The sequence below is a fragment of the Streptococcus gallinaceus genome, from assembly GCF_024170225.1.
Classification (GTDB): Bacteria; Bacillota; Bacilli; order Lactobacillales; family Streptococcaceae; genus Streptococcus; species Streptococcus gallinaceus.
On record NZ_JALJXU010000001.1, the window covers coordinates 171,038 to 194,347 of the forward strand.

The 23,310-nt window shown below is 41.8% G+C and carries 28 protein-coding genes and 1 pseudogene; 22 read left to right on the forward strand and 7 right to left on the reverse strand.

The window, feature by feature from the left end; translation table 11 throughout:
• Positions 1-104 precede the first annotated feature (104 nt).
• From J2T50_RS00885 to J2T50_RS00920, 8 genes and pseudogenes are all read left to right on the forward strand, one after another.
• Positions 105-698: pseudogene (locus J2T50_RS00885) on the forward strand (ATP-dependent Clp protease proteolytic subunit); the annotation flags it as partial.
• Between the two features lie 66 nt (positions 699-764).
• On the forward strand, positions 765-1,013 hold the full coding sequence (locus J2T50_RS00890) for a DUF2129 domain-containing protein (protein ID WP_253362711.1): 249 nt from the start codon (positions 765-767) through the stop codon (positions 1,011-1,013).
• 110 nt (positions 1,014-1,123) lie between these two features.
• Entirely contained in the window at positions 1,124-2,296 is a 1,173-nt protein-coding gene (locus J2T50_RS00895; RefSeq protein ID WP_253362712.1) for an ABC transporter substrate-binding protein, read from the forward strand.
• A gap of 150 nt (positions 2,297-2,446) precedes the next feature.
• A complete protein-coding gene (locus tag J2T50_RS00900; protein WP_253362713.1) occupies positions 2,447-3,334 on the forward strand; it encodes a branched-chain amino acid ABC transporter permease in 888 nt (295 codons plus the stop codon).
• 2 nt (positions 3,335-3,336) lie between these two features.
• The gene (locus tag J2T50_RS00905; RefSeq protein WP_253362715.1) at positions 3,337-4,284 is read left to right on the forward strand and encodes a branched-chain amino acid ABC transporter permease; all 948 of its coding nucleotides are present in this window, start codon (positions 3,337-3,339) and stop codon (positions 4,282-4,284) included.
• Positions 4,285-5,049: an ABC transporter ATP-binding protein gene (locus J2T50_RS00910; RefSeq protein WP_253362717.1), complete on the forward strand. Its 765-nt coding sequence runs from the start codon at positions 4,285-4,287 to the stop codon at positions 5,047-5,049. It begins immediately after the preceding gene.
• Positions 5,049-5,759: an ABC transporter ATP-binding protein gene (locus J2T50_RS00915; RefSeq protein WP_253362719.1), complete on the forward strand. Its 711-nt coding sequence runs from the start codon at positions 5,049-5,051 to the stop codon at positions 5,757-5,759. The genes J2T50_RS00910 and J2T50_RS00915 overlap by 1 nt, the downstream gene beginning before the upstream one ends.
• A gap of 127 nt (positions 5,760-5,886) precedes the next feature.
• Positions 5,887-6,543, forward strand: coding sequence for a CBS and ACT domain-containing protein (locus J2T50_RS00920; RefSeq protein ID WP_253362721.1), 657 nt, complete (start codon positions 5,887-5,889; stop codon positions 6,541-6,543).
• A 38-nt stretch (positions 6,544-6,581) separates the two neighbouring features.
• Here J2T50_RS00920 and J2T50_RS00925 read toward each other — a convergent pair whose 3' ends face one another.
• Positions 6,582-7,433 (reverse strand): transporter substrate-binding domain-containing protein, encoded by an 852-nt coding sequence (locus tag J2T50_RS00925; RefSeq protein WP_436299913.1) that lies wholly within the window; start codon positions 7,431-7,433, stop codon positions 6,582-6,584.
• Between the two features lie 140 nt (positions 7,434-7,573).
• Between J2T50_RS00925 and J2T50_RS00930 the strand changes: the two genes are divergently transcribed.
• Together J2T50_RS00930 and argH are read left to right on the forward strand one after the other, a co-directional pair.
• Positions 7,574-8,764: an argininosuccinate synthase gene (locus tag J2T50_RS00930; protein WP_253362725.1), complete on the forward strand. Its 1,191-nt coding sequence runs from the start codon at positions 7,574-7,576 to the stop codon at positions 8,762-8,764.
• 236 nt (positions 8,765-9,000) lie between these two features.
• Positions 9,001-10,383 (forward strand): argininosuccinate lyase, encoded by a 1,383-nt coding sequence (gene argH / locus J2T50_RS00935; protein ID WP_253362727.1) that lies wholly within the window; start codon positions 9,001-9,003, stop codon positions 10,381-10,383.
• Positions 10,384-10,409: 26 nt separating this feature from the next.
• Here argH and J2T50_RS00940 read toward each other — a convergent pair whose 3' ends face one another.
• Positions 10,410-11,276: a YitT family protein gene (locus J2T50_RS00940; protein ID WP_253362729.1), complete on the reverse strand. Its 867-nt coding sequence runs from the start codon at positions 11,274-11,276 to the stop codon at positions 10,410-10,412.
• 176 nt (positions 11,277-11,452) lie between these two features.
• Here J2T50_RS00940 and tmk point away from each other — a divergent pair, with 176 nt between their 5' ends.
• The 9 genes from tmk to J2T50_RS00985 all read left to right on the forward strand — a co-directional run bounded on the left by tmk (position 11,453) and on the right by J2T50_RS00985 (position 18,107).
• Positions 11,453-12,088, forward strand: a complete 636-nt coding sequence (gene tmk, locus J2T50_RS00945) for a dTMP kinase (RefSeq protein WP_253362731.1) — start codon at positions 11,453-11,455, stop codon at positions 12,086-12,088.
• On the forward strand, positions 12,085-12,984 hold the full coding sequence (locus J2T50_RS00950; RefSeq protein WP_253362733.1) for a DNA polymerase III subunit delta': 900 nt from the start codon (positions 12,085-12,087) through the stop codon (positions 12,982-12,984). The genes tmk and J2T50_RS00950 overlap by 4 nt, the downstream gene beginning before the upstream one ends.
• Before the next feature lie 10 nt (positions 12,985-12,994).
• Positions 12,995-13,309 carry a DNA replication initiation control protein YabA gene (yabA, locus tag J2T50_RS00955; protein ID WP_253362735.1) on the forward strand — a complete coding sequence of 105 codons (315 nt, stop codon included), beginning with the start codon at positions 12,995-12,997 and terminating at the stop codon, positions 13,307-13,309.
• 1 nt (position 13,310) lies between these two features.
• The gene (gene rsmI / locus J2T50_RS00960; RefSeq protein ID WP_253362737.1) at positions 13,311-14,183 is read left to right on the forward strand and encodes a 16S rRNA (cytidine(1402)-2'-O)-methyltransferase; all 873 of its coding nucleotides are present in this window, start codon (positions 13,311-13,313) and stop codon (positions 14,181-14,183) included.
• A gap of 180 nt (positions 14,184-14,363) precedes the next feature.
• On the forward strand, positions 14,364-15,455 hold the full coding sequence (gene serC / locus J2T50_RS00965) for a 3-phosphoserine/phosphohydroxythreonine transaminase (RefSeq protein WP_253363287.1): 1,092 nt from the start codon (positions 14,364-14,366) through the stop codon (positions 15,453-15,455).
• On the forward strand, positions 15,455-16,033 hold the full coding sequence (locus tag J2T50_RS00970) for a GNAT family N-acetyltransferase (RefSeq protein ID WP_253362739.1): 579 nt from the start codon (positions 15,455-15,457) through the stop codon (positions 16,031-16,033). The genes serC and J2T50_RS00970 overlap by 1 nt, the downstream gene beginning before the upstream one ends.
• A gap of 12 nt (positions 16,034-16,045) precedes the next feature.
• Positions 16,046-17,221: a 3-phosphoglycerate dehydrogenase family protein gene (locus tag J2T50_RS00975; RefSeq protein ID WP_253362741.1), complete on the forward strand. Its 1,176-nt coding sequence runs from the start codon at positions 16,046-16,048 to the stop codon at positions 17,219-17,221.
• Between the two features lie 54 nt (positions 17,222-17,275).
• Positions 17,276-17,752 (forward strand): methylated-DNA--[protein]-cysteine S-methyltransferase, encoded by a 477-nt coding sequence (locus tag J2T50_RS00980; protein WP_253362743.1) that lies wholly within the window; start codon positions 17,276-17,278, stop codon positions 17,750-17,752.
• A gap of 1 nt (position 17,753) precedes the next feature.
• Positions 17,754-18,107 (forward strand): Spx/MgsR family RNA polymerase-binding regulatory protein, encoded by a 354-nt coding sequence (locus tag J2T50_RS00985; protein ID WP_253362748.1) that lies wholly within the window; start codon positions 17,754-17,756, stop codon positions 18,105-18,107.
• A gap of 24 nt (positions 18,108-18,131) precedes the next feature.
• Here the strand turns inward: J2T50_RS00985 and J2T50_RS00990 are convergent, their stop codons facing one another.
• Entirely contained in the window at positions 18,132-18,794 is a 663-nt protein-coding gene (locus J2T50_RS00990; RefSeq protein ID WP_253362749.1) for a DNA alkylation repair protein, read from the reverse strand.
• Between the two features lie 11 nt (positions 18,795-18,805).
• Complete coding sequence (locus tag J2T50_RS00995; RefSeq protein ID WP_253362751.1) at positions 18,806-19,177, reverse strand: VOC family protein; 372 nt, start codon at positions 19,175-19,177, stop codon at positions 18,806-18,808.
• A 139-nt stretch (positions 19,178-19,316) separates the two neighbouring features.
• Between J2T50_RS00995 and nth the strand changes: the two genes are divergently transcribed.
• Positions 19,317-19,946, forward strand: a complete 630-nt coding sequence (nth, locus tag J2T50_RS01000) for an endonuclease III (RefSeq protein ID WP_253362753.1) — start codon at positions 19,317-19,319, stop codon at positions 19,944-19,946.
• A 39-nt stretch (positions 19,947-19,985) separates the two neighbouring features.
• Here the strand turns inward: nth and J2T50_RS01005 are convergent, their stop codons facing one another.
• A complete protein-coding gene (locus tag J2T50_RS01005; protein ID WP_253362755.1) occupies positions 19,986-20,573 on the reverse strand; it encodes a helix-turn-helix domain-containing protein in 588 nt (195 codons plus the stop codon).
• Between the two features lie 158 nt (positions 20,574-20,731).
• Entirely contained in the window at positions 20,732-21,559 is an 828-nt protein-coding gene (locus J2T50_RS01010; RefSeq protein WP_253362764.1) for an exodeoxyribonuclease III, read from the reverse strand.
• Positions 21,560-21,731: 172 nt separating this feature from the next.
• Here J2T50_RS01010 and J2T50_RS01015 point away from each other — a divergent pair, with 172 nt between their 5' ends.
• Positions 21,732-22,007 carry an autorepressor SdpR family transcription factor gene (locus J2T50_RS01015; protein ID WP_253362766.1) on the forward strand — a complete coding sequence of 92 codons (276 nt, stop codon included), beginning with the start codon at positions 21,732-21,734 and terminating at the stop codon, positions 22,005-22,007.
• Between the two features lie 443 nt (positions 22,008-22,450).
• Positions 22,451-22,633, forward strand: a complete 183-nt coding sequence (locus J2T50_RS01020; RefSeq protein ID WP_253363289.1) for an SdpI family protein — start codon at positions 22,451-22,453, stop codon at positions 22,631-22,633.
• On the opposite strand, the gene J2T50_RS01025 is transcribed toward J2T50_RS01020, so the two are convergent.
• Positions 22,634-23,272: a deoxynucleoside kinase gene (locus J2T50_RS01025; RefSeq protein ID WP_253362768.1), complete on the reverse strand. Its 639-nt coding sequence runs from the start codon at positions 23,270-23,272 to the stop codon at positions 22,634-22,636.
• Positions 23,273-23,310 lie beyond the last annotated feature (38 nt).

The window sequence follows — 23,310 nt, forward strand, 5'->3', positions numbered from 1 at the left end:
TAAATAAAAACTGTCAATCAATATAAATAGAAATGAAACTTTTTATTTGACCTTTTTTGACCAAAAAATTATAATAAGACTATTGAAATAGAGAAACGGAGAAATGTATGATTCCAGTAGTTATCGAACAAACCAGCCGTGGCGAGCGTTCCTACGATATTTATTCTCGCTTATTAAAAGACCGTATTATCATGTTGACAGGACCAGTTGAGGACAATATGGCCAATTCTGTTATTGCTCAGCTCTTGTTCTTGGATGCTCAAGATCCGACTAAAGACATCTATCTTTATGTCAACACACCTGGTGGCTCAGTATCAGCAGGGCTTGCCATTGTGGATACCATGAACTTCATCAAGGCAGATGTACAAACCATTGTTATGGGAATGGCCGCTTCAATGGGAACCATCATTGCATCATCTGGCGCCAAAGGCAAACGCTTTATGCTTCCAAATGCAGAGTACATGATTCACCAACCAATGGGTGGAACGGGTGGAGGTACACAGCAGACCGATATGGCTATCGCTGCAGAACACCTCTTGAAAACACGTAATAATTTGGAACAAATTTTGGCTGAAAACTCAGGAAAAACAGTAAAACAAGTTCACAAAGATGCAGAACGTGATTACTGGATGAGTGCGGAAGAAACATTGGCCTATGGTTTTATCGACAAAATCATGAAAAATACAGAATTAAAATAATAGACAAAGAAAGAGAAGTTGAAGCAGACTTCTCTTTTTGTTATAATGAAAGAAAAGGAGTAAAGCATGTTTGAGAAAGAAGAACGTTTGAGTTTGGCAGTTTATCTGCACTACAATCGTGATGCCCGCAAGCTAAATCAATATGGCGACTTGACCTATCATTCACGTCGATTGCGCTATGCCATTCTCTATGTTGGTCAGGAAAAAGCAGAAGAAATCATGACAAGTTTGAAAAAAGAGAAGTTTGTTAAGCGTGTGGTTCCATCTTATTTCAAAGAAATTGACAAGGATTTTGTTGGTTCTTTATATCGTTAAAAAAGGAAAATGGTTTCAAAAATTATTTTTCTTTTTTTGTTGACAATTTTCAGATAATTCAGTATATTAGTTACATCGTTAAATTTTAAGGAAAGTTTAGGAAACTATTTATGAAAAAAAGTAAATTTACCATCGCTCTTGTGAGCCTTGCTTCAGCTGCTATGCTTGCAGCATGTTCAAGTGTTTCTAGCACAGGTGGATCTGGTTCAGCTGGGACAAAAGTTGGAGACACAGTAAAAGTTGGTCTTAACTTGGAATTGTCAGGTGCTGTTTCTTCTTATGGACAAACAGAAGAAAAAGGTGCTAAATTGGCCGCTAAAGAAATCAATGCTAAAGGTGGCGTTGATGGAAAAGATATCGAAATCATTTCAAAAGACAACAAATCTGAAACTGCAGAAGCTGCTACAGTTGCGACAAGCTTGGCAAGTGAAGGCGTAAACGTCATCGTTGGTCCTGCGACCTCTGGTGCTTCAGGTGCGTCAACCTCAAGCGTGACCAAGGCAGCTGTTCCAATGATTTCACCTTCGGGTACACAAACTGACTTGGTAGTAGACAGCAAAGGGAATACGCAAGAATACTTCTTCCGTACAACATTTACAGATGGATACCAAGGTCAAATCATGTCTAAGTATGCAACTGAAAAACTCAGCGCTAAAAAAGTTGTCCTTTACTACGATAACTCATCTGATTACGGTAAAGGTGTAGCGAAAGCATTTAAGAAAGCATTCAAAGGCGAAATCGTCTCAGAAGTGACATTTGCTTCAGGAGATAAAGATTTCCAAGCTGCTTTGACAAAAATCAAAGACAAAGATTTTGACGCAATCATCATGCCAGGTTACTACAATGAAACTGGTACGATTACAAAACAAGCACGTGAACTTGGTTTGAACCAACCAATTCTTGGTTCAGATGGATTTGACTCACCACAATATGCTGAATTAGCAACAGCGGCAGCAGCCAAAGATGTCTACTACCTCTCAGCATTCGTTACATCAGCTAGCGAAAAAGCAAAAGCATTCTACGATGCATACAAGGCTGAATATGGTGAAGAGCCATCAATGTTCTCTGCACTTGCATACGACTCAGTTTACATGGCAGCAGAAGCAGCTAAAGGTGCCAAAACATCTGTTGATATCAAAGATAACTTAGCTAAATTATCTAAATTTGAAGGTGTGACAGGTACAATGTCTATCGACAAAGAGCACAATGTTGTGAAATCAGTTTATGTCGTTGGTTTGAAAGATGGCAAACAATCTACAGTTGATACAGTTTCTGTAGACTAATTAGAAAAATAGAAGGCTAGGATTGCGGTTCCGGCCTTTCTTTACAGTTGAAAATTTTTACGAATTGTCAGACAATAGCACTTGAAAATTGTCAGAAAATTATCGTATAATAGACCGTATTTGAAAATATTTAGAAAGATTGGTGAACTTATGCTTCAACAACTTGTCAATGGTTTGATTCTGGGTTCTGTCTATGCTTTGTTGGCCCTTGGCTATACCATGGTGTACGGAATCATCAAACTCATTAACTTTGCCCATGGTGATATCTATATGATTGGTGCCTTTTTGGGTTATTATCTGATTAACAATCTGACGGTTATCGATAATATGGCCGTCCGCTTCTTTGTGGCTCTGCCGATTGCTATGGCAATTACAGCACTCCTAGGTGTGGTCATTGAATTCTTAGCCTATCGTCCATTGCGCAATTCGACTCGGATTGCTGCCTTGATTACCGCCATAGGGGTTTCCTTCTTCTTAGAGTATACGATGGTCTATTTCTTCTCAGCCAATGTGCGCCCATTCCCACAGGCTATTGAAACGACTAAGTTTACTTTAGGTCCAATCAGTGTGACCAATATTCAACTCTTGATTCTTGGGATTTCCCTCGTACTTATGGTTGCGTTGCAATTCATCGTCACCAAAACCAAAATGGGGAAAGCTATGCGAGCTGTTTCTGTGGATAGCGATGCCGCTCAACTCATGGGAATCAATGTAGACCGTACAATCAGCTTTACTTTCGCACTTGGTTCAGCCTTGGCGGGTGCTGGCGGTGTTCTTATTGGCCTGTACTATAACTCTATTGAGCCATTGATGGGGATGACACCAGGTATCAAAGCCTTTGTTGCCGCTGTTCTTGGTGGTATCGGAATTATTCCTGGTGCCGCTCTGGGTGGATTTGTTATCGGTATTTTGGAAACAATGGCGACAGCTGTTGGCTTGTCAGACTTCCGTGATGCAGTTGTCTATATCGTCCTCATTTTTATCCTTTTGGTCCGTCCAAGTGGTATCCTCGGTAAAAATGTGAAAGAGAAGGTGTAACCATGAAACAAAATTTGAAACTCAATCTTATCTGGTTAGCCATTCTTGTTGCAGGCTTTCTTTTGATTGATGTCTTAGTAGCAGCTGGCGTCTTTAACTTTTACTACATTCAAATTGTGCAGCAAATTGGGGTCAATATCATTTTGGCTGTAGGACTAAACCTAGTTGTTGGTTTTTCTGGGCAGTTCTCTTTGGGGCACGCTGGTTTTATGGCCATCGGTGCTTATGCTGTGGCCATTATCGGCTCCCAAATGCCAACTTATGGTGGATTCATCTTGGCCATTGTGATTGGGATGTTGTTAGCAGGTGCAGTGGCATTGCTCGTAGGGATTCCAACTCTTCGTCTAAAAGGGGATTACCTTGCCATTGCGACACTTGGTGTGGCTGAAATTATACGTATCCTTATTATCAACGGTGGTGATTTGACAAACGGCGCTGCTGGAATTATGAACATTCCTCTCTTTACCAATTGGCAAATTGTTTATGCTTTTGTAGTGATTACAACGATTTTAACCTTGAATTTCTTGCGTAGTCCGATGGGACGTGCGGTCATTTCTGTCCGTGAAGATGAGATTGCTGCTGAGTCAGTTGGTGTTAATCCAACTAAAATGAAAGTTGTGGCCTTTGTTATTGGTGCTATGACAGCAGCCATTGCCGGAGGTTTGCAAGCGGGTTATGTTGGGACAGTTGTGCCAAAAGACTTTGCCTTCATGACATCTGTTAATATCTTGATTATCATCGTTTTGGGTGGCTTGGGTTCAATTACAGGAACTTTCTTAGCAGCTATTGTACTTGGTGTCTTGAACGTTTTCCTCAAAAATTACTCTGATATCAGTATGATTATCTATTCGCTGGCTTTGATTCTCATCATGATTTTCCGTCCAGGCGGACTCTTGGGCACAAAAGAACTTGCCCTGTCAGCATTCTTTAAAAAGAAGGAGGACAAGTAAATGGCACTTCTTGAAGTAAAAAAATTAACCAAACATTTCGGTGGATTGACGGCTGTTGGCGATGTGACCATAGAATTGGAAGAAGGAGAATTGGTCGGTCTTATCGGACCAAATGGTGCTGGTAAAACAACACTTTTCAACCTTCTGACAGGTGTCTACGAGCCGAGTGAAGGAAGCGTTACGCTGGATGATACCTTGCTAAATGGCAAGGCGCCTTCTAAAATTGCGTCACTTGGTTTATCACGTACTTTCCAAAATATCCGCTTGTTCAAGGACATGACAGTGCTGGAAAATGTTTTGATTGCCTTTGGGAATCACCATAAACCACATGTATTTGCAAGTTTCTTCCGCTTACCAGTCTTCTATAAAAATGAAGCTGACTTAAAAGAAAAAGCCTTGGAATTGTTGAAAATTTTCAACTTGGACAAGGATACAGATACACTTGCTAAAAATCTTCCATACGGACAGCAACGTCGGTTGGAAATCGTTCGCGCACTGGCAACAGAGCCAAAAATTCTTTTCCTTGATGAGCCTGCTGCAGGTATGAACCCACAAGAAACGGCTGAATTAACGCAGTTGATTCGTCAAATCAAGGATGATTTCAAGATTACCATTATGCTGATTGAGCATGATATGAGTCTGGTTATGGAAGTTACCGAACGCATCTACGTATTGGAATATGGTCGCTTGATTGCACACGGAACACCGGATGAAATCAAACAAAATAAACGTGTTATCGAAGCCTATCTAGGAGGTGAAGCCTAATGTCTATGTTAAAAGTTGACAATCTATCTGTACATTACGGCGTCATCGAAGCCGTAAAAAATGTTTCTTTTGAGGTAAATGAAGGCGAAGTTGTTACCTTGATTGGTGCCAATGGTGCTGGGAAAACCTCTATCTTGCGGACTATTTCAGGATTGGTTCGTCCATCATCAGGAACTATTTCTTATCTGGGTAATGAGATTCAAAAAGTTCCAGCTCGTAAAATCGTAGCTGCAGGGCTCGCTCAGGTACCAGAAGGACGCCATGTTTTCCCAGGATTGACAGTTATAGAAAATCTGGAAATGGGTGCTTTCTTGAAAAACAATCGCGAAGAAAATCAAAAGAACTTGAAAAAAGTTTTTGACCGTTTCCCACGCTTGGAAGAGCGTAAGGGACAAGATGCAGCGACACTTTCAGGTGGTGAACAGCAGATGCTTGCTATGGGTCGTGCGCTCATGAGCCAGCCAAAACTCTTGCTCTTGGATGAACCATCTATGGGCTTGGCACCAATCTTTATCCAAGAAATTTTTGATATTATCCAAGATATCCAAAAACAAGGAACAACCGTTCTCTTGATCGAGCAAAATGCCAATAAGGCACTCGCTATCGCAGATCGCGGGTACGTATTGGAAACTGGTAAGGTCGTCTTGACAGGTAGTGGCCAAGAACTTCTTGCCTCTGATGAAGTCCGTAAGGCTTATCTTGGTGGATAAAAGTCGTAAAAGTCATTCCTTTTGGATGGCTTTTAGCTTACAATTTACCTGCTAATCAGTGCAAAGGTAGTGGTTAGTAATTTCTAAAATATGCTATAATAGACTTAGAAAAAATGGAGGAAATTCTATGGCTGTCAAAGAATTTATGACACGAAAAGTGGTGTATATTTCACCAGATACGACAATTGCCCATGCAGCAGATCTCATGCGTGATCAAAATATTCACCGTCTGCCCGTGATTGAAAATGATAAATTGGTCGGCCTTGTAACGGAAGGAACTATTGCTGAAGCGAGTCCATCTAAGGCTACTAGCCTATCCATCTATGAGATGAATTACCTTCTCAATAAGACCAAGGTCAAAGATGTCATGATTAAAGATGTGATTACCGTATCGCAATTTGCGAGTCTGGAAGATGCAGTCTATCTCATGTACCAAAATAAGGTGGGTATTTTACCCGTTGTGGATGATGGTCAGCTGTATGGAATTATCACAGACCGAGATGCATTTGCAGCCTTTCTTCATGTATCTGGCTATGGAGAAGAGGGAGTACGCCTCCGCATGCTAGTAGATGATAAGGCAGGTGTTTTGGGAAATATTCTTCAAGTCATTGCCAAGGAAGGCTATAACATTAAGCGGACGGTACAAATTGAAGACCGTTCTGAACGTGCTGTAGTCGAAATCCAAATTGGTGGTAAGGTTGATGAAGACAGCCTGACAACCTGTTTGACGCAAGCAGGCTTTGTTGTGGATAGTATCCAACACACCGTTGCCAAGAAAATATAAGAAAAAGGCCTGTCCAATTGAGGACAGGCCTTTTTTAGTTACTCAGAAGTATTTGACTCGTAGGCTTCCTGTACATAGGTAGCGTATTTGCCAGATGTGACCAATTCTTTGACAACTTTATTGATTTTCTTTTTCAAGATGTCATTATTTTTTGAAAATGCAACGGCATATGAGTCGGTATCTGATGAGTCTAGTTCGATTTTTGCTAAGGTTAATCCAGGGTTATTTTTGATATAACCTTCTGCGATTGGCTTTTCTAAGATGACCGCATCAACTGTTCCGGCTTGTAATTCGGTGATCATATTTCCATTTGATGTGAGTGAAATCAAGGTTGCATCTGGAATTTGGTCTTTGATGACGGATTCTTGTACAGAACCTTTTTGAGCAGCAATGGTTTTACCGGCTAGGCTCTTGATGGAAGAGAAGGTATTTAGCTGTTCATTTTTGATGATGAGAACATTATTGGCTTTGTAGTAAGGGTCTGAGAAGTCGAATGTTTTCTTTCTCTCTTTTGTGACGGAAATACCTGAAATCGCAATGTCTGCCTTGCCAGTTTGAAGGCTTGAGAGGACGTTGTCAAAACTCATTGGAGAGAGTTCCAGCTTGACTCCGAGTTCATCTGCGATTGCCTGGGCCAATTTTACATCTGAGCCGACGATGGTGTCTTTGCCGTTGACAAGAGTCTTGTATTCAAACGGTGCGAATTCAGGATTCATAGCGACGACTAATTTATCATTTTTTTGTATATTATTAACAGTTGCATCCTGCCCTGACGAAGTAGAGCAAGCACTTAATAATATAGAAAGAGCGATTATTGATAATCCTAAAGCTGTTTTTTTTTGAATGACATATTCAAATCTCCTTTTAAAAACACTTGTATTATTATACATTTTATGCTGTATTTAAACATAAGTCAAGTGTTAAATGAAAAAATATACAAAAACTCTTGACAAATAAATAAAAATTCACTAAAATACAATTTATACATTACGAAAACGTAGTGAAAGAAGAAAGAAAACGGGTGGTAACGATGACAAAGGAAAAATTGATTTTGGCTTATTCTGGCGGTTTAGACACTTCTGTAGCGATTGTCTGGCTGAAAAAAGATTATGATGTGATTGCAGTCTGTATGGATGTCGGCGAAGGGAAAGAATTGGGTTTTATTCATGATAAGGCGTTGGCAGTTGGTGCAATTGAATCCTATGTTTTAGATGTGAAGGATGAGTTTGCAGAAGAATTTGTCCTACCTGCCTTACAGGCCCATACTATGTATGAACAAAAATACCCATTGGTTTCGGCGCTTAGTCGGCCCATTATTTCTAAAAAATTAGTAGAAATTGCTCATAAAACAGGCGCTACAGCGATTGCACACGGTTGTACTGGTAAGGGAAATGACCAGGTACGGTTTGAAGTTGCCATCGCTGCACTGGATCCGAGCTTGAAAGTTGTAGCTCCCGTTCGCGAATGGAAGTGGCATAGAGAAGAAGAAATTAAATTTGCCAAGGAAAACGGTGTTCCCGTTCCAGCGGATTTAGACAATCCTTACTCTGTCGACCAAAATCTATGGGGGCGGGCTAATGAATGTGGCGTTCTTGAAAATCCTTGGAATGAAGCCCCAGAAGAAGCTTTTGGGATTACAAACGCTCCTGAAGCCGCACCAAATGAAGCGGAATATGTTGAAATCACATTTGCAGCTGGGAAGCCAGTAGCCATTAACGGAAAAGAACTGAAATTAGCTGACCTCATCCAAGAACTCAACATCATTGCAGGAAAACATGGTGTTGGCCGTATCGACCACGTTGAAAACAGACTTGTCGGTATCAAATCACGTGAAATCTACGAATGCCCAGGTGCCACCGTTCTTTTAGCAGCTCACAAAGAAATTGAAGACTTGACGTTGGTACGTGAAGTTTCACACTTCAAACCAATCCTTGAAAATGAACTGTCCAACTTGATTTACAACGCTTTGTGGTTCAGTCCAGCAACAGAAGCCATCATTGCCTACATCAAGGAAACTCAAAAAGTCGTTAATGGTACTGCAAAAGTGAAACTTTACAAGGGTTCAGCGAAGGTTGTCGCACGTAAGTCACCCAACTCACTCTACGATGAAAACTTAGCAACCTACACAGCAGCAGATAGCTTTGACCAAGACGCAGCTGTAGGTTTCATCAAACTATGGGGACTACCAACCCAAGTAAATTCACAAGTCAATAGCAAATAAGAGAAAAGCGAGCCACCATTTAAGAAAAGGGAAATAATAAGATAACATTAGTAATAAAACCTTCAGATAAAAGGAGCCGGCGAGCTCCATCTGAGACTTTTTATATTATTTGCATTCGATAAGGCGTTCAGAGAGATGCCTCGAAAAGCCTATGGGCTTTCTGTCCTGAGAGACACTAAAAGCTGAGACAAGAGTCCCAGCTTTTATAGTTTTAAAGTAAATAGAGAGATAAGATTATGGCAGAAAATCACAAATTATGGGGAGGCCGTTTTGAGGCTGGTCTTGAGAAGTGGGTTGAAGAGTTTGGAGCATCCATCAGTTTCGATCAAAAAATGGCGAAATTTGACATTCAGGGCTCTATAGCCCACGTAACCATGCTGGGTGCGACGGGGATTATCGCCCAAGAAGAAGCGGATACGATTAAGGCTGGCCTTGAAAAATTGCTGGCGCAGTATGAAGAGGGTCAACTGGTCTTTGACGTTTCTAACGAAGACATTCACATGAACATTGAAAGTCTCCTAACCGCTGAAATTGGTGCAGTAGCTGGTAAACTCCACACAGCGCGCTCACGGAATGATCAAGTGGCAACGGATATGCATCTTTATCTCAAGTCTAAGTTATCCGAAGTCATTGAAAAATTGACTAATTTGCGTCAGTCTTTGGTGAACTTGGCGGATAGGCATGTCTATACCATTATGCCAGGTTATACCCATGTGCAGCATGCTCAACCGATTTCTTTCGGGCATCATTTGATGGCTTATTACAGTATGTTTACCCGTGATAGTGAGCGTTTTGAGTTCAATGTCAAGCATACGGATATTTCTCCTCTTGGTGCGGCAGCTTTGGCAGGGACAACCTTTCCTATTGACCGTAAGATGACGGCGCAGCTCATGGGTTTTGCCAAACCTTACAGCAATTCTCTTGATGCTGTGTCTGACCGTGATTTTATCTTGGAATTTTTAGCAAACGCCAGCATTCTCATGATGCACATGTCTCGTCTTTGCGAGGAAATTATTAACTGGTGTAGCCACGAGTACCAATTTGTGACCTTGTCAGACACTTTTGCAACAGGCTCATCCATCATGCCTCAGAAGAAAAATCCGGACATGGCAGAGCTTATCCGTGGAAAATCTGGTCGTGTCTACGGTAATCTTATCGGTCTGTTGACGGTCATGAAATCCTTGTCTTTGGCTTATAATAAAGACCTTCAAGAAGATAAGGAAGGTATGTTTGACACCGCTGAAACCATCACCGTGGCTATCGATATCTTGGCTGGTATGATCAACACCATGACGGTCAATGATAAGCACATGGCAGAATCAACCGAGAAAGATTTTTCAAATGCGACTGAACTAGCAGACTATCTTGCTTCAAAAGGACTTCCTTTCCGCGAAGCCCACGAAATTGTCGGTAAACTCGTCTTGGAGTGCACCAAAGCTGGTTACTATTTACAAGATGTTTCCCTCGAACGTTATCAAGAAATTTCGGATTTAATTGAGAAAGATATCTATGAAACTCTCAGATCTCATACGACTGTAGAACGTCGTAATTCCTTGGGTGGAACAGGTTTTGACCAGGTCAAATGGCAGATTGCTCTGGCAAAAGGTGAGTTGGGCTAGGTAATAGAAAAAGGGCTAGGGATTTCCTAGTCCTTTTCAAGTGGTTGCTTGTTAGCATCCAGTGTAAATCCTTCGCCCAGCACTTCGTGTGCATCTACGATCGTGATGAAAGCATGGGGATCAATTTTATGAATGAGTTCTTTCATTTCCTGCAATTGGCTTTTATAAATAACGGAATAGACCATATTTGTGTCACGTTTGCTGTAAAAACCTTGGGCCTTGATAAAGGTCACACCGCGTTCAATTTGTGCATCAATGGCCGTTGCCAGTTCTTGAGATTTTTCCGAAATAATCATCACGCCCTTGCTACCATAACCTCCGTCGCTGACCAGGTCAATCATTTTAGAAGCGATGGTCACCTCAATCAAGGTGTAGAGGACAACACGAAGATCTTTTGATACCAAGACAATGAGGACCAAGACCATAAAATCAACCATCAAAATCCATTGACCGATCGTGTAAGGAGTGAATTTGTGACCGATACGTGCGATAATATCACTGCCCCCCGTCGTGCCGCCAGCCTTGAAAATAATTCCCAGACCAGCTCCGATGAAAATCCCAGCTAGCATGGCGACAATAATCAAATCCCCCTCCAGATTGATTTTTAGAGGAATGCGTTCAAAAATGGCCAGCCAAGCCGTTACGGCAAAGGTTCCCACCAAGCTGTAATAGAGCATGCGTTTGCCCAGCAATTTCCAGCTTAGGATAAAAAGTGGGATATTGATGACAATATTCATAATCGAGGGCTTGATATGAAAGAGGTAGTAAATCACCAATGTGAGACCAGTTGCCCCACCTTCATATAACCCATTTGGCATGACTAGATAGTTCAAACCAAATGAAAACAATCCTGCACCGAGCAAGATAAGACTGATATTTTTAATTTTTAACATATTGATTCCTCGTGACCTAATGACTCTATTTTATCAAAATCTAGAGGAAGGAGCAAGTTGATTTTGGTAGAGCTTTCATTTATAGAAGAAAGCTGGAAATGATTTGGATGGATTTTAGGATGCTTTTTACTTTCTTTTTTGGTAAAATAAATAGAATAGAAAAGTGCGAGGAAATCATGGAAAAAGGTATATTTATCACATTTGAAGGTCCAGATGGAGCAGGAAAAACCTCTGTATTACAGGATTTGTTGCCTCAGTTGGAGCAGTTTGGTCGTGAAATTGTGACCACACGTGAACCAGGTGGAGTAGCGATTGCGGAGTCCATTCGTGAGGTGATTTTGGACCCTCAAAATATAGCTATGGATGATAAGACAGAGCTCTTGCTCTATATCGCAGCTCGTCGTCAGCATTTAAAAGAGCGCATCTTGCCTGCATTAGAAAAGGGCCAGCTGCTCTTGGTTGATCGTTTTATTGATTCTTCAGTTGCCTATCAAGGTTTTGGTCGTGGTCTTAATGCAGCAGATATTGATTGGCTCAATGATTTTGCAACGGATGGTTTGAAGCCGGACCTGACACTTTATTTTGATATTAATGTGGAAGAAGGCTTGGCACGGATTGCGCGCAACAAGGACCGTGATGTGGATCGTTTGGATATGGAAACGGTTGATATGCATGAGCGTGTGCGTCAAGGATACTTGTCCATTTTGGAAAAAGAAGTTCAGCGTATGGTGAAAATCGATGCCAGCCAACCTCTAGAGGCTGTTGTGGCAGATGCACTTGCAGTGATTAAGAAACGTTTTTTTGAAGAATGAAACAGGAAATACTCAAACAACTACAACCCCAACTTTTTGAGCGGTTTAGTCGGATTTTAGAAGCCAATCGCTTGGGGCATGCCTATCTTTTTTCGGGAAATTTTGCTAGTTTTGATATGGCCAAATTTCTGACTCAGGCTGTTTTCTGTCAGGAATCAGATTCCGTACTTCCTTGTGGTCATTGTCGGAATTGCCGTTTGGTTGAGCAGGAAGAATTTCCTGATATGACCATTGTCGCTCCGCAGGGGAATGTGATTAAGACGGATACTGTTCGTGATCTGGTCAAGGACTTTTCTCAGTCGGGCTTTGAAGGAAATAGACAGGTTTTTATTATCCGTGATGCAGAGAAGATGCACCCCAATGCTGCAAATTCACTGCTAAAAGCGATTGAAGAACCCCAGTCGGACATCCACATTTTCCTCATTACCAACCAAGAAGAAGCAGTCTTGCCAACCATTAAGAGTCGAACGCAATTGGTATCCTTTCCCAAGAATATTGCCTATATGACCCAAGTTTTGGAAGAAAAAGGGCTCTTGAAAAATCAAGCTCGGCTGTTGGCACAATTAGCGACAGGATTGGAAGAGGCGGAGCAGCTTGCCCAGCAAAAAAGTATCTTGGACAGTTTACAGGTTTCGAAAAAGTTTGTCGAGACACTTTTGGTGCAACCGCAAAAAGCCTACTTGATGGTGGGGAACTTGGTGCAATTAGCCAGTGAGAAAGCGGATCAAGGAAGATTATTCGAGCTCTTGGGGCTGTATTTGTCAGAGAAATTGACTGAAAAAAGGGGACAGGCTGCCTTAGCAGGGCTCTTGGATGCTAGGAAGATGTGGATGAGCAATGTTAGTTTCCAAAATGCCTTGGAATTCTGGGTATTGACCCTCAGCAAGAAAAAATAGAAGGAAGCGTATGGATAAAAAAGAGATTTTTGATGCTTTGGAAGATTTTTCGCAGAATATTTTGATGACCTTGGCAGAAGTTGAGGCCATCAAGAAGCACCTCCAAGCTGTGATTGATGAAAATACGGCCCTCAGATTAGAGAATTCTAAGTTGCGGGAACGCTTAGAAAAGGATGACAAGGAAAATGCCAAAACAAACTTTGGTAAAGTCAATTTGGAAAATATCTACGAAGATGGTTTCCATATCTGTACTTTTTCCTACGGTCAGCGCCGGGACAATGACGAGGACTGTATGTTCTGTCTAGAATTATTGAATCGAGATTAAGATGCAAGTACAGAAATCATTCAAAGAAGAAAAAGGGACAGGGACACTCTATCTGGTTCCGACACCGATTGGCAATCTGCAGGATATGACATTTCGAGCAGTGGAAACGCTCAAGCAGGTGGACTTTATCTGTGCAGAGGACACGCGTAATACAGGAATATTACTCAAGCATTTTGAAGTGGAGACCAAGCAGATTTCCTTTCATGAGCACAATGCTTTTGAAAAAATTCCAGATTTATTGGACTTATTGAGGTCTGGAAAATCGCTAGCGCAAGTATCAGATGCGGGAATGCCTTCCATCTCGGACCCAGGCCATGACTTGGTTAAAGCAGCTATCGCAGAAAATATAACGGTCGTAGCCTTGCCAGGGGCTTCGGCAGGAATTACAGCTTTGATTGCTAGCGGGCTCGCTCCGCAACCGCATATTTTTTATGGATTTTTACCTCGAAAATCTGGTCAGCAACGTAACTTTTTTGAAGAAAAAAAATCCTATCCAGAAACACAAATTTTTTACGAGTCACCCTATCGTGTTGTGGATACCTTGGAAAATATGCTAACGGTTTATGGTGATCGTCAGGTGACCCTTGTGCGGGAATTGACCAAGCTCTATGAGGAATACCAACGGGGGACGATTTCAGAAGTGTTGAGCTTCATTCGTGAAACGCCGCTCAAGGGAGAATGTCTGGTGATTGTAGCTGGGCAGGGGGATGAAGTAGAAGCACCATCTGCCCAAGAAGTCAACATCATGGAACGTGTAGCAAATGCCATTGCGGGCGGCTTGAAGCCCAATCAGGCCATTAAGCAAGTTGCCAAAGAATTTGGTCTCAATCGTCAAGAAGTTTACGCCCAGTATCATCAGTTAAAAGAAGACTAGTCTTGTTTAGAAACAAGGCTATTTTTTTCAAAAAAATGACGTCCTCAATTTACAGTTTAAAAATGTATATATCGTAAAATAAAAGAGATTTTTAGAATAAATATTCAGAAAATTGTAAATTGTAGTGTAATTGTTTTGTTTTTATGCTATAATGAACAAAATAAATTTTGGAGGTAAATGATGACAATTTACAATTTCTCTGCAGGACCTGCAGTATTGCCACAAGAAGTGCTCAAAAAAGCACAAGCAGAATTTTTGGATTATGCCAACTCCGGCATGAGTGTAATGGAATTGTCCCATCGCTCCAAAGAGTTTGACGATATTATAAAAGATGCAGAAAGCCTTTTGCGTGAATTGATGGAGATCCCAGATAATTACAAGGTTCTCTTTTTGCAAGGTGGAGCATCGACACAATTTTCCATGATTCCCTTGAATTTGGCGCCAGGTAAAAAAGCTTACTATGTCGTGGGTGGTTCATGGGGGAAAAAAGCTTACACAGAAGCTGTGAAATTATCAAAAACCATTGACTTTGAGCCGATTTTATTGGCTTCATCTGAAGAAACGGTTTATGATTATGTACCAAGTTTTGATAGCAGTGAGATTGATCCAGACGCTGCTTATGTTCATTTGACAACCAATAATACCATTGAAGGAACATCCGTTTATGACTTACCAGACACAAATGGTGTTCCAATCGTGGCGGACATGTCTTCAAACATTTTAGCTGTCAAATACAATGTAGCGGACTTTGGGATGATCTATGCTGGAGCACAGAAGAATATTGGCCCAGCAGGTGTGACCATTGTCATTATCCGTGAAGACTTGTTGAATGACCAGCCTGTTCTTTCAAGCATGTTGGATTACCGCATCCAAGCAGACAACGATTCTCTCTACAATACACCACCAACATTTGGAATTTACATTGCTAAGTTGGTCTTTGAGCATGTAAAAGCACTTGGCGGTGTGGAGAAAATGGAAGAAATCAATCGTGAAAAATCTGGTCTTCTCTATGATGCCATTGAAAAATCAGATTTCTATTCTAGTCCGGTTAAAAATCCAGCTGACCGCTCTCTTGCCAACATTCCATTTGTGACACCAAGTAAGGAATTGGATGCCAAATTCGCCAAAGAAGCAGATGCACTTGGATTTAAAAATATCAAGGGTCACCGTAGTGTAGGCGGTATGCGTGCCAGTCTCTATAATGCCTTTCCACGTCAAGGTGTACTTGATTTGATGGACTTTATGAAGAAATTCGAGGAAGAAAATAAATAATGGACATACGACTAGCTCATCCAAACGAAGTTGAGTCTATCATGGACATCTTAGAAGATGCCAAGAAAACATTGGCTGCAGCAGGTAGTCCTCAGTGGCAAAACGGTTACCCAAATTCTGAAATTGTTATTGAAGATATTTTAGAAAATCGTGGTTATGTCGGCATTCTTGATGGGAAGATTGTTGCTTATTCAGCGGTTTATTTGGGCAATCAGCCAGAGTATACAGCCATTTATGATGGTAAATGGAAACATGATCATTATCTCTATGTGACCTTTCATCGTGTTGCTGTGGCCAAGGAAGTTGCTGGACAAAAGGTTGCACAGACTTTTTTGCAGGGCTTGATTGAAGGCCACAAAGGGCCAGATTTTCGTTGTGATACTCATGAGAAAAATCTTGCCATGCAGCACATCTTAGAAAAATTAGGCTTTGTCTACTGTGGAAAAGTTCCCATCGACGGGGAACGCTTGGCTTATCAGAAAATAAAAAATAAGGCAGAAACCGCTCTTTACCAAGAACTTTCTGAAAATGACAGCTGGTTACGAGGTGGAGAAGAGGCTGCCTATGCAGAAGAATAAAAGGGGAAATTTATGGTATTTAGCGTCAAAACTTATAACAATATCAATCAAATTGGGCTGAAAGAATTGGGAAATCATTTCCAGATTGATGGGGACAAAGCGGAGAATCCAGATGCCTACATCATCCGTAGTCAAAATCTTCACGGAGTGGAATTTCCAGAAAATCTAAAAGCCATCGCGCGTGCAGGTGCGGGAACCAACAACATTCCTATCGACGCAGCAACTGCGGCGGGAATTGTTGTTTTTAACACACCTGGAGCCAATGCTAATGCGGTAAAAGAAGCGGTCATTACCTCCCTCCTTTTGTCTGCCCGTGATTATTTGTCTGCTTCTGCTTGGGCCAATACCTTGTCTGGTGACGATGTACCTAAGCAAATTGAAGCGGGGAAGAGCCAGTTTGCAGGCTCAGAAATTGCCGGAAAAACCTTGGGTGTTATCGGTCTGGGGGCAATTGGTGCGCGTATTGCCAACGATGCCCGTCGTCTTGGCATGAACGTGTTGGGCTACGACCCTTATGTTTCTATTGAAACAGCTTGGAATATTTCCAGCCATGTCAAACGGGTCAATGATTTGAAAGAAATCTTTAGTCAAGCAGACTATATTACTGTTCACGTTCCATTGACACCGGATACTAAGCATACATTTGATGCAGATGCCTTTGCTCTTATGCAAAAAGGGACGACGATTATCAATTTTGCTCGCGCAGAATTAGTGGATAATCAAGCTCTCTTTGAAGCTATTGAAACAGGTGTGATTAAGCGCTACATCACCGACTTTGGTACAGAAGAATTGCTCAATAAGCCAGGCATTACTGTCTTCCCGCATGTGGGTGGCTCAACCGAAGAAGCCGAGCTCAATTGTGCCATCATGGCCGGTAAGACTATTCGTCAGTTTATGGAAACTGGTGAGATTACAAATTCTGTAAACTTCCCAAATATGCATCAACCGCTGAATGCACCTTACCGCATTACCTTAATCAACAAAAATGTGCCAAATATCGTCGCAAATATTTCCACAGCCGTGTCAGAATTGGGTATCAATATTGAGAACATTTTGAATCGTGCTAAGGGCGACTATGCCTATACATTGTTGGATTTGAACGAAAGTGACAAGGAAAAAGTGCAAGGTCTTGTGGAGACTTTCAAACAGTCTGAAAACATTGTGCGCGTGCGCTTGATTGAAGGCTAAGATTAGTAAAGGTCCTGAATTGATTTTCAGGACTTTTTAGGTTATGCTTAGACTATGTTATACCAAGATTTTTATTCGTCTCCACTAGGGGAAATTCGTCTTTTAGCCGATGAAGAAGGGCTTTGTGGGCTGTATTTTGTAGGACAAAAGTATGAGTTAAGAGGATTCGACAAGGAAGAAATTGCTTGTCAGTCAACTAGCCTGTTAGAAGCTGGCAAAAATTGGCTAGATGCTTATTTTTCCGGTCAGAATTTGCCAGCAGTTTCTTTGTCCATTTACGGGACGGACTTTCAAAAAAGGGTCTGGGAGGAGTTGCGATTGATTCCAGCAGGAGAGAGTTTGACCTACGGTCAACTGGCAGATAGACTGTATTGTAAATCAGCGCAAGCTATTGGCGGAGCCGTCGGAAAAAATCCCCTGTCGCTCATCATCCCTTGTCACCGTATCCTTGGGGCGGATGGAAGCTTGACGGGCTATGCAGGTGGGCTAGAACGTAAATCTTGGTTACTAGAACATGAGAGAAGGAGTTAAGATGTATACTTTTTATGAATATCCAAAATGTACGACCTGTCGTGCAGCCAAGAAGGAATTGACACAGTTAGGTGTGGAGTTTGAAGCTATTGATATCAAGACAAACCCTCCGCAGGTGGAACTCTTGCGCAGCTTGCTAGAAAATTCACTATTGGAGCTCAAAAAGTTTTTCAATACCTCGGGAAATAGCTACCGTGCACTTGGTTTGAAAGATAAATTTGATGATTTGGCGGTGGATGAAGCCTTGAGTTTATTGGCTAGTGATGGCATGCTGATCAAGCGGCCGATTTTAATCAAGGATGGGAAAGTTCTGCAAATCGGTTATCGGACGGAATATAAAGAGTTGGGATTATAAAAAACGGTAGAGATACCGTTTTTCTTATATATATTTACTGGCTTCTTTGAGTGATAGAGGGGCTAGTTTAGCTCGGTGTTCCTCTAGAAAATTTCGCACCCAGGCGGGATTGGTTTTGGAGTAATCTCTCAGTGCCCAGCCAATGGATTTGTTGATGAAAAATTCTGAACTACCAAGATTTAATAAGACAATCTGTGCCAGTAGATTGGTATCTGTCTTTTCCTTTCGTCCTAGTTGGTGGTCAATGGCAATGCGCCGCAACCAAAAATCATCTGATGTGGCAAATTCCAACATCAGTTCTGGAATGCGCTGGTCAGCGATATTTCCAAAAATCCGGTCCAAACAGTCAATGGAATCCCACCATTGGTGGCTGGTCGCAAAGTTCATCAAGCGGGGCACATCCTCTAAGGTGAGCAGTTTTTGCTGCGCTTTTAGATAATCACAGACAAAATAATCGAGTTCCCGATGGGGATGATTCCAAGCAAGCTCGAGCAGCTTCCAGTCGATTTTCTTCTTCTTTTTTTCTGTAGCAATAATGTCCTTATAGAGCAGGCGGCGTTGAGGAGTGCGGACACCGAAAAAGGTAAATTGATGCTGTAAATAGGCAGACATGGCCTGGGCATCTGTTTCACTGGCAGCAGCCTCAAAACGTTCTACTAATAGCTCATATGTTTCTTGACTTGTCATACTAGACTGTCTTAACTCGCCTTCACTGCGATATAATTGCCTTCGTTATCGGCAAAGGTGAAATGCACCATTCCTTGGTATTCCATGATGGGATTGGTAGCGACACCAGCTTCTGTGAGGCGTGTATATTCCGCTTCTAAATCCGTTGTTTCCAAGAGAAGACTTGGAAATCCGACATTCATACCAGGATTACTGGTAGCGACCCAGTTTTTATCGTGAATACCAAAACTAAATGTAGCCTCTTTACTTGGAGCGATTTCGTAAGAAGTTGCTTCAGGATGCTCAGCTGTATCAAGTAGGACAAATCCGATTTTTTCTACCCAAAAATCTAATGCAGCTTTTGTGTCTGAAACGTATAACATAGTTGTTGATTTTGTAATCATATTTTTTCCTCCGTGGAACTATCCACAAATTAGTGATAAGGTATTATATGATGAAAAGAATGGCAAGTCAATTGTTTTGTCTAAGCTGACGGGGCTCTCTTTCACGCGCGTCATGATATAATAGAAAAAAGGAGAAACTATGGTTTTATCAAAGAAACGTGCTAGAAAAGTGCTGGAGGAGATTATCACTCTGTTTCCAGATGCTCAGCCCAGTCTAGACTTTAAGAATCATTTTGAGTTAGTCATTGCCGTCCTCTTGTCAGCCCAGACGACAGATGCGGCGGTCAATAAAGCAACGCCAGCCCTGTTTGCGGCTTATCCGACGCCACAAGCGATGGCGGCAGCCAGTGAAGCAGACTTGGCTAAGTACATTGCCACTTTGGGACTCTATCGCAATAAGGCAAAATTTATGAAAAAATGTGCCCAGCAGTTGGTGGATGAATTTGATGGAGTCGTGCCACAAACGCGCAAGGAATTAGAAAGTCTGGCGGGAGTTGGTCGCAAGACAGCCAACGTTGTTATGTCTGTTGGTTTTGGCATTCCAGCCTTCGCTGTGGATACACATGTGGAGCGGATTTGTAAGCACCATGATATTGTGAAAAAATCAGCGACACCTAGAGAAGTGGAAGATACGGTTTGCGCCATATTGCCACCAGAAAAATGGTTGGCTGCGCATCAAGCCATGATTTACTTTGGGCGGGCCATCTGTCATCCAAAAAATCCAGAGTGCCATCAATACCCGCAATTGTATGACTTTTCGGATCTCTAGACAATAAAAGGTTTCAGTTACTACTGAAACCTTTTTGAATTAACGAATCAACCATAAGACAATGAGGTTGCTGCATAGGGCGAGTGCCATTGCAGCAAGAGTAAAAATGAGAACGATAAGCGGTTTTTGGTAGGGATATTTTGCTTTTTCCTCTCTTTTTTCTATGGTATCAAGGGTTCTTCCTTCTGAAACAGCGACAATTTCTTTGTAAGTTTGTAGGTCGTATTTCTTTTTAAATTGCTCAATCCGATTGGTAACAAAAAAGAGTGGAACAAGAAGGACGCCCCAGATAAGCAAGCCCCACCAGTCTAAAAAGTACAAGAGTGGAAAGATACTGATAGAAGATAGGACGAGGAGGATGAGCATGACATAGGTGTCTTTGTTGAAAGTGTCCCGTTCTTCTTGATTGATGATCATTTTCATTTCTTCGATGTCTCCTTTTATGAGTGTGTCAAGACTCACTTGGAAAATCTGGCTTAATAAAAGCAAACTGTGGATGTCAGGATAGGTTTTATCATTTTCCCAGTTGGAAATGCTTTGCCGGCTAACATATACTTTTTCTGCCAATTCTTCCTGTGAGAGTTGTAGTGATTTGCGGTAGCTGACAATTTGCTGCCCAAGTTTCATATTGTTCTCCTTTCGACATTATTAGTGTACTCGTAGAGGCTATTTTCGTCTATCAAAAGTCTTTTACATTTACTAAAAACAGCCTTTTTTATAGTTTATCACATAGTTGACACGAGGTTGACAAGAAAAAATCCCTATCAATGAGATAGGAATTTTGTTTATAACTCAATTTCTAAGACAATAGGTGTGTGGTCTTGACGTGCGCCAGAGTCAATCATGTCAGAGCGAGTAATCTTGTCTGCTAGTCGTTCTGAAGTGAGCCAGTAGTCAATTCTCCAGCCTGTGTTGTTGATTTTGGAAGTTTTACTGCGTTGAGCCCACCAGCTATAGGCGTTTAGCACATCACCGTGCATATAGCGGAAGGTATCTGTGAAGCCTTTGGCCAATAACTGGGTAAATCCAGCCCGTTCTTCATCGGTAAATCCAGGAGAACGACGGTTGCTATTTGGGTTTGCCAAGTCAATTTCCTTGTGGGCCACGTTATAGTCACCTGTTGCAAGAACTGGTTTTTGTGCGTCTAGGGTAGCTAAGTACGTAGCGTATTGAGCATCCCAAACTTGGCGGTCTTCTAAGCGTCTGAGTCCATCGCCTGCATTTGGCGTATACACTTGAGTGACGAAGAAGTTATCAAATTCCAAGGTGATGATGCGCCCTTCCAAGTCCATGGTTGTAGGTGCACCAATTTCTGGGAAGGTGATGATTGGTGCCAAGTTTTTACGGTAGAGAAACATGGTTCCTGCATACCCTTTGCGCGCCGGTTCGATAGATGAGCGCCAAGCTACGTCGTGGCCGGGGAAATAGTCCTGCAAAATCTCCAAGTGTTTTTTAGTCGGACCTTTGGCAGAGAGTTTTGTCTCTTGAATGGCAATGATATCGGCGTTTTCCGCAACAAGTGTATCGATAACAGCGCGTGATAAGAGTGCGCGTGGCGAGTCGCTGGTCAAGGCTGCGTTGAGGGAATCAATATTCCAAGAAATGAGTTTCATAGTTTTTCCTTTACAATTCAGTATGGATTTATTGTAGCAAAAATCTGACGTCTGTGCGAGTTTCAGGGATTGAAAACTATTTTGAAAAATATCGAAATAGCTCTTGCTTTTTTTAAAAGAAAGGACTACAATCTATTTAGAAATAGTTCTAAATAGAAAAGGAGGAGGACGAATGAGTTTCGCAAAAACATTCAAGGCTCTGTCAAATCCAGTTCGTCGTGAAATTCTTGATTTATTGAAATCAGGAGAGCGTTCGGCAGGTGAGATTTCTGAGTGTTTTCATCTGACAGCTGCCACCATTTCCAATCATCTCAAACTCCTCAAGGAGGCGGATTTGGTACGAGAGCGGCGGGAGAAAAATTTTATTTTTTACGAACTCAACACCTCTGTTTTGGAGGATATTATCGCCTGGGTATCGGATTTGAAAGGAGATTCAAATGAAGATTAACAAAAAATTATTGTGCATCACCTCCTTGGTGATTTGCTTGCCGATTTTAGTGGGACTGTTGGTATGGAAGCAGCTCCCAGCTCAAATGCCGACTCACTTTGGAATCAGTGGTCAGGCGGATGGCTATTCGTCGAAGTTTGAAGCGGTCGTTATCTTGCCTTTGATTTTGCTGGCTATGCATATTTTCACAGTTGTCCTAACAGTGATTAGCCCCAAGTCTGCTAATGTTGGCTCGAAAATGCTCCAAGTGATTTATTGGATGATTCCTGCAGTTGCCCTAGTGGTCCAGCTGTCCACCTTGGTTGTAGCGCTTGGTTATCTCAATAGTCCCAGTGTCCTGATTGCAGCGAGCATCAGTCTGCTCTTTATGGTGATTGGAAATTATTTACCTAAAATTCATCAAAATTACATCGTTGGTATCAAGTTGCCGTGGACCTTGTATGATGAAGAATTGGAATCAGACGCACAGGTTGGCAGGAAAAGTTTGGGTGATTTGTGGAGGCTTGTCCTTTGTGACCAGTTTTATTCCCTTGATCGCACCCTATGTTTTTATGGCAAGTGTTGTTGTAATGGTCCTTGTGCCGGTTGTGTACTCTTATCGCATGTCAAAAAAGAAGCCTAGTTGACTAAGCTTCTTTTCGTATGTCTTTCATTTTTTGAGAAATCATCTGGTAAACTGTATCCCAGTCTTGGTCTTGATGAATGTCTAAGTCGTCTGTATGGATGATCATCTTAGGGCAACGGTCGTAGTCCTGATACCATTTTTGGTAGTGGCTGTGCAGCAGACGGTAGTAGTCTTCCAATCCGTTGCAAGGAGTGGGTTGCTCAAAGGAGCGACCACGTTTTTTGATGTTACTCAAAATGTGCTCAAAACTGCCATCCAAATAGACCAGCAAGTCAGGTTGTTCTTTTGGGAAATGAGTGATTTCGTGGACGAAGGTTTCCAGCAATCCTTGGTAGACGCCGTACTCTTCTTGGCTGATTTTTCCTTGCAAGGCATTGATGTAGGTAAAGAGAGCGTCCTCGTAAATCGAGCGGTCTAGGATATTGTTGTCTTGGGCGTAGGCGGCCTTGACAGACTTAAAACGTTGATTGAGGAAATAGACTTGAAGGGCAAAGCCATACTTATCAGGATTTTCATAATATTTATCTAGAATTGGATTGTCATCTACGGGTTCGAAGAATGCCTCGGTACCTAATTCTTGAGCTAAACGAGCACTGTAGGTGGTTTTTCCAACCCCAATCATTCCTGCTAAAATAATCATCGGATTCTCCTTTTCATAACGTTACCGATTATACCACT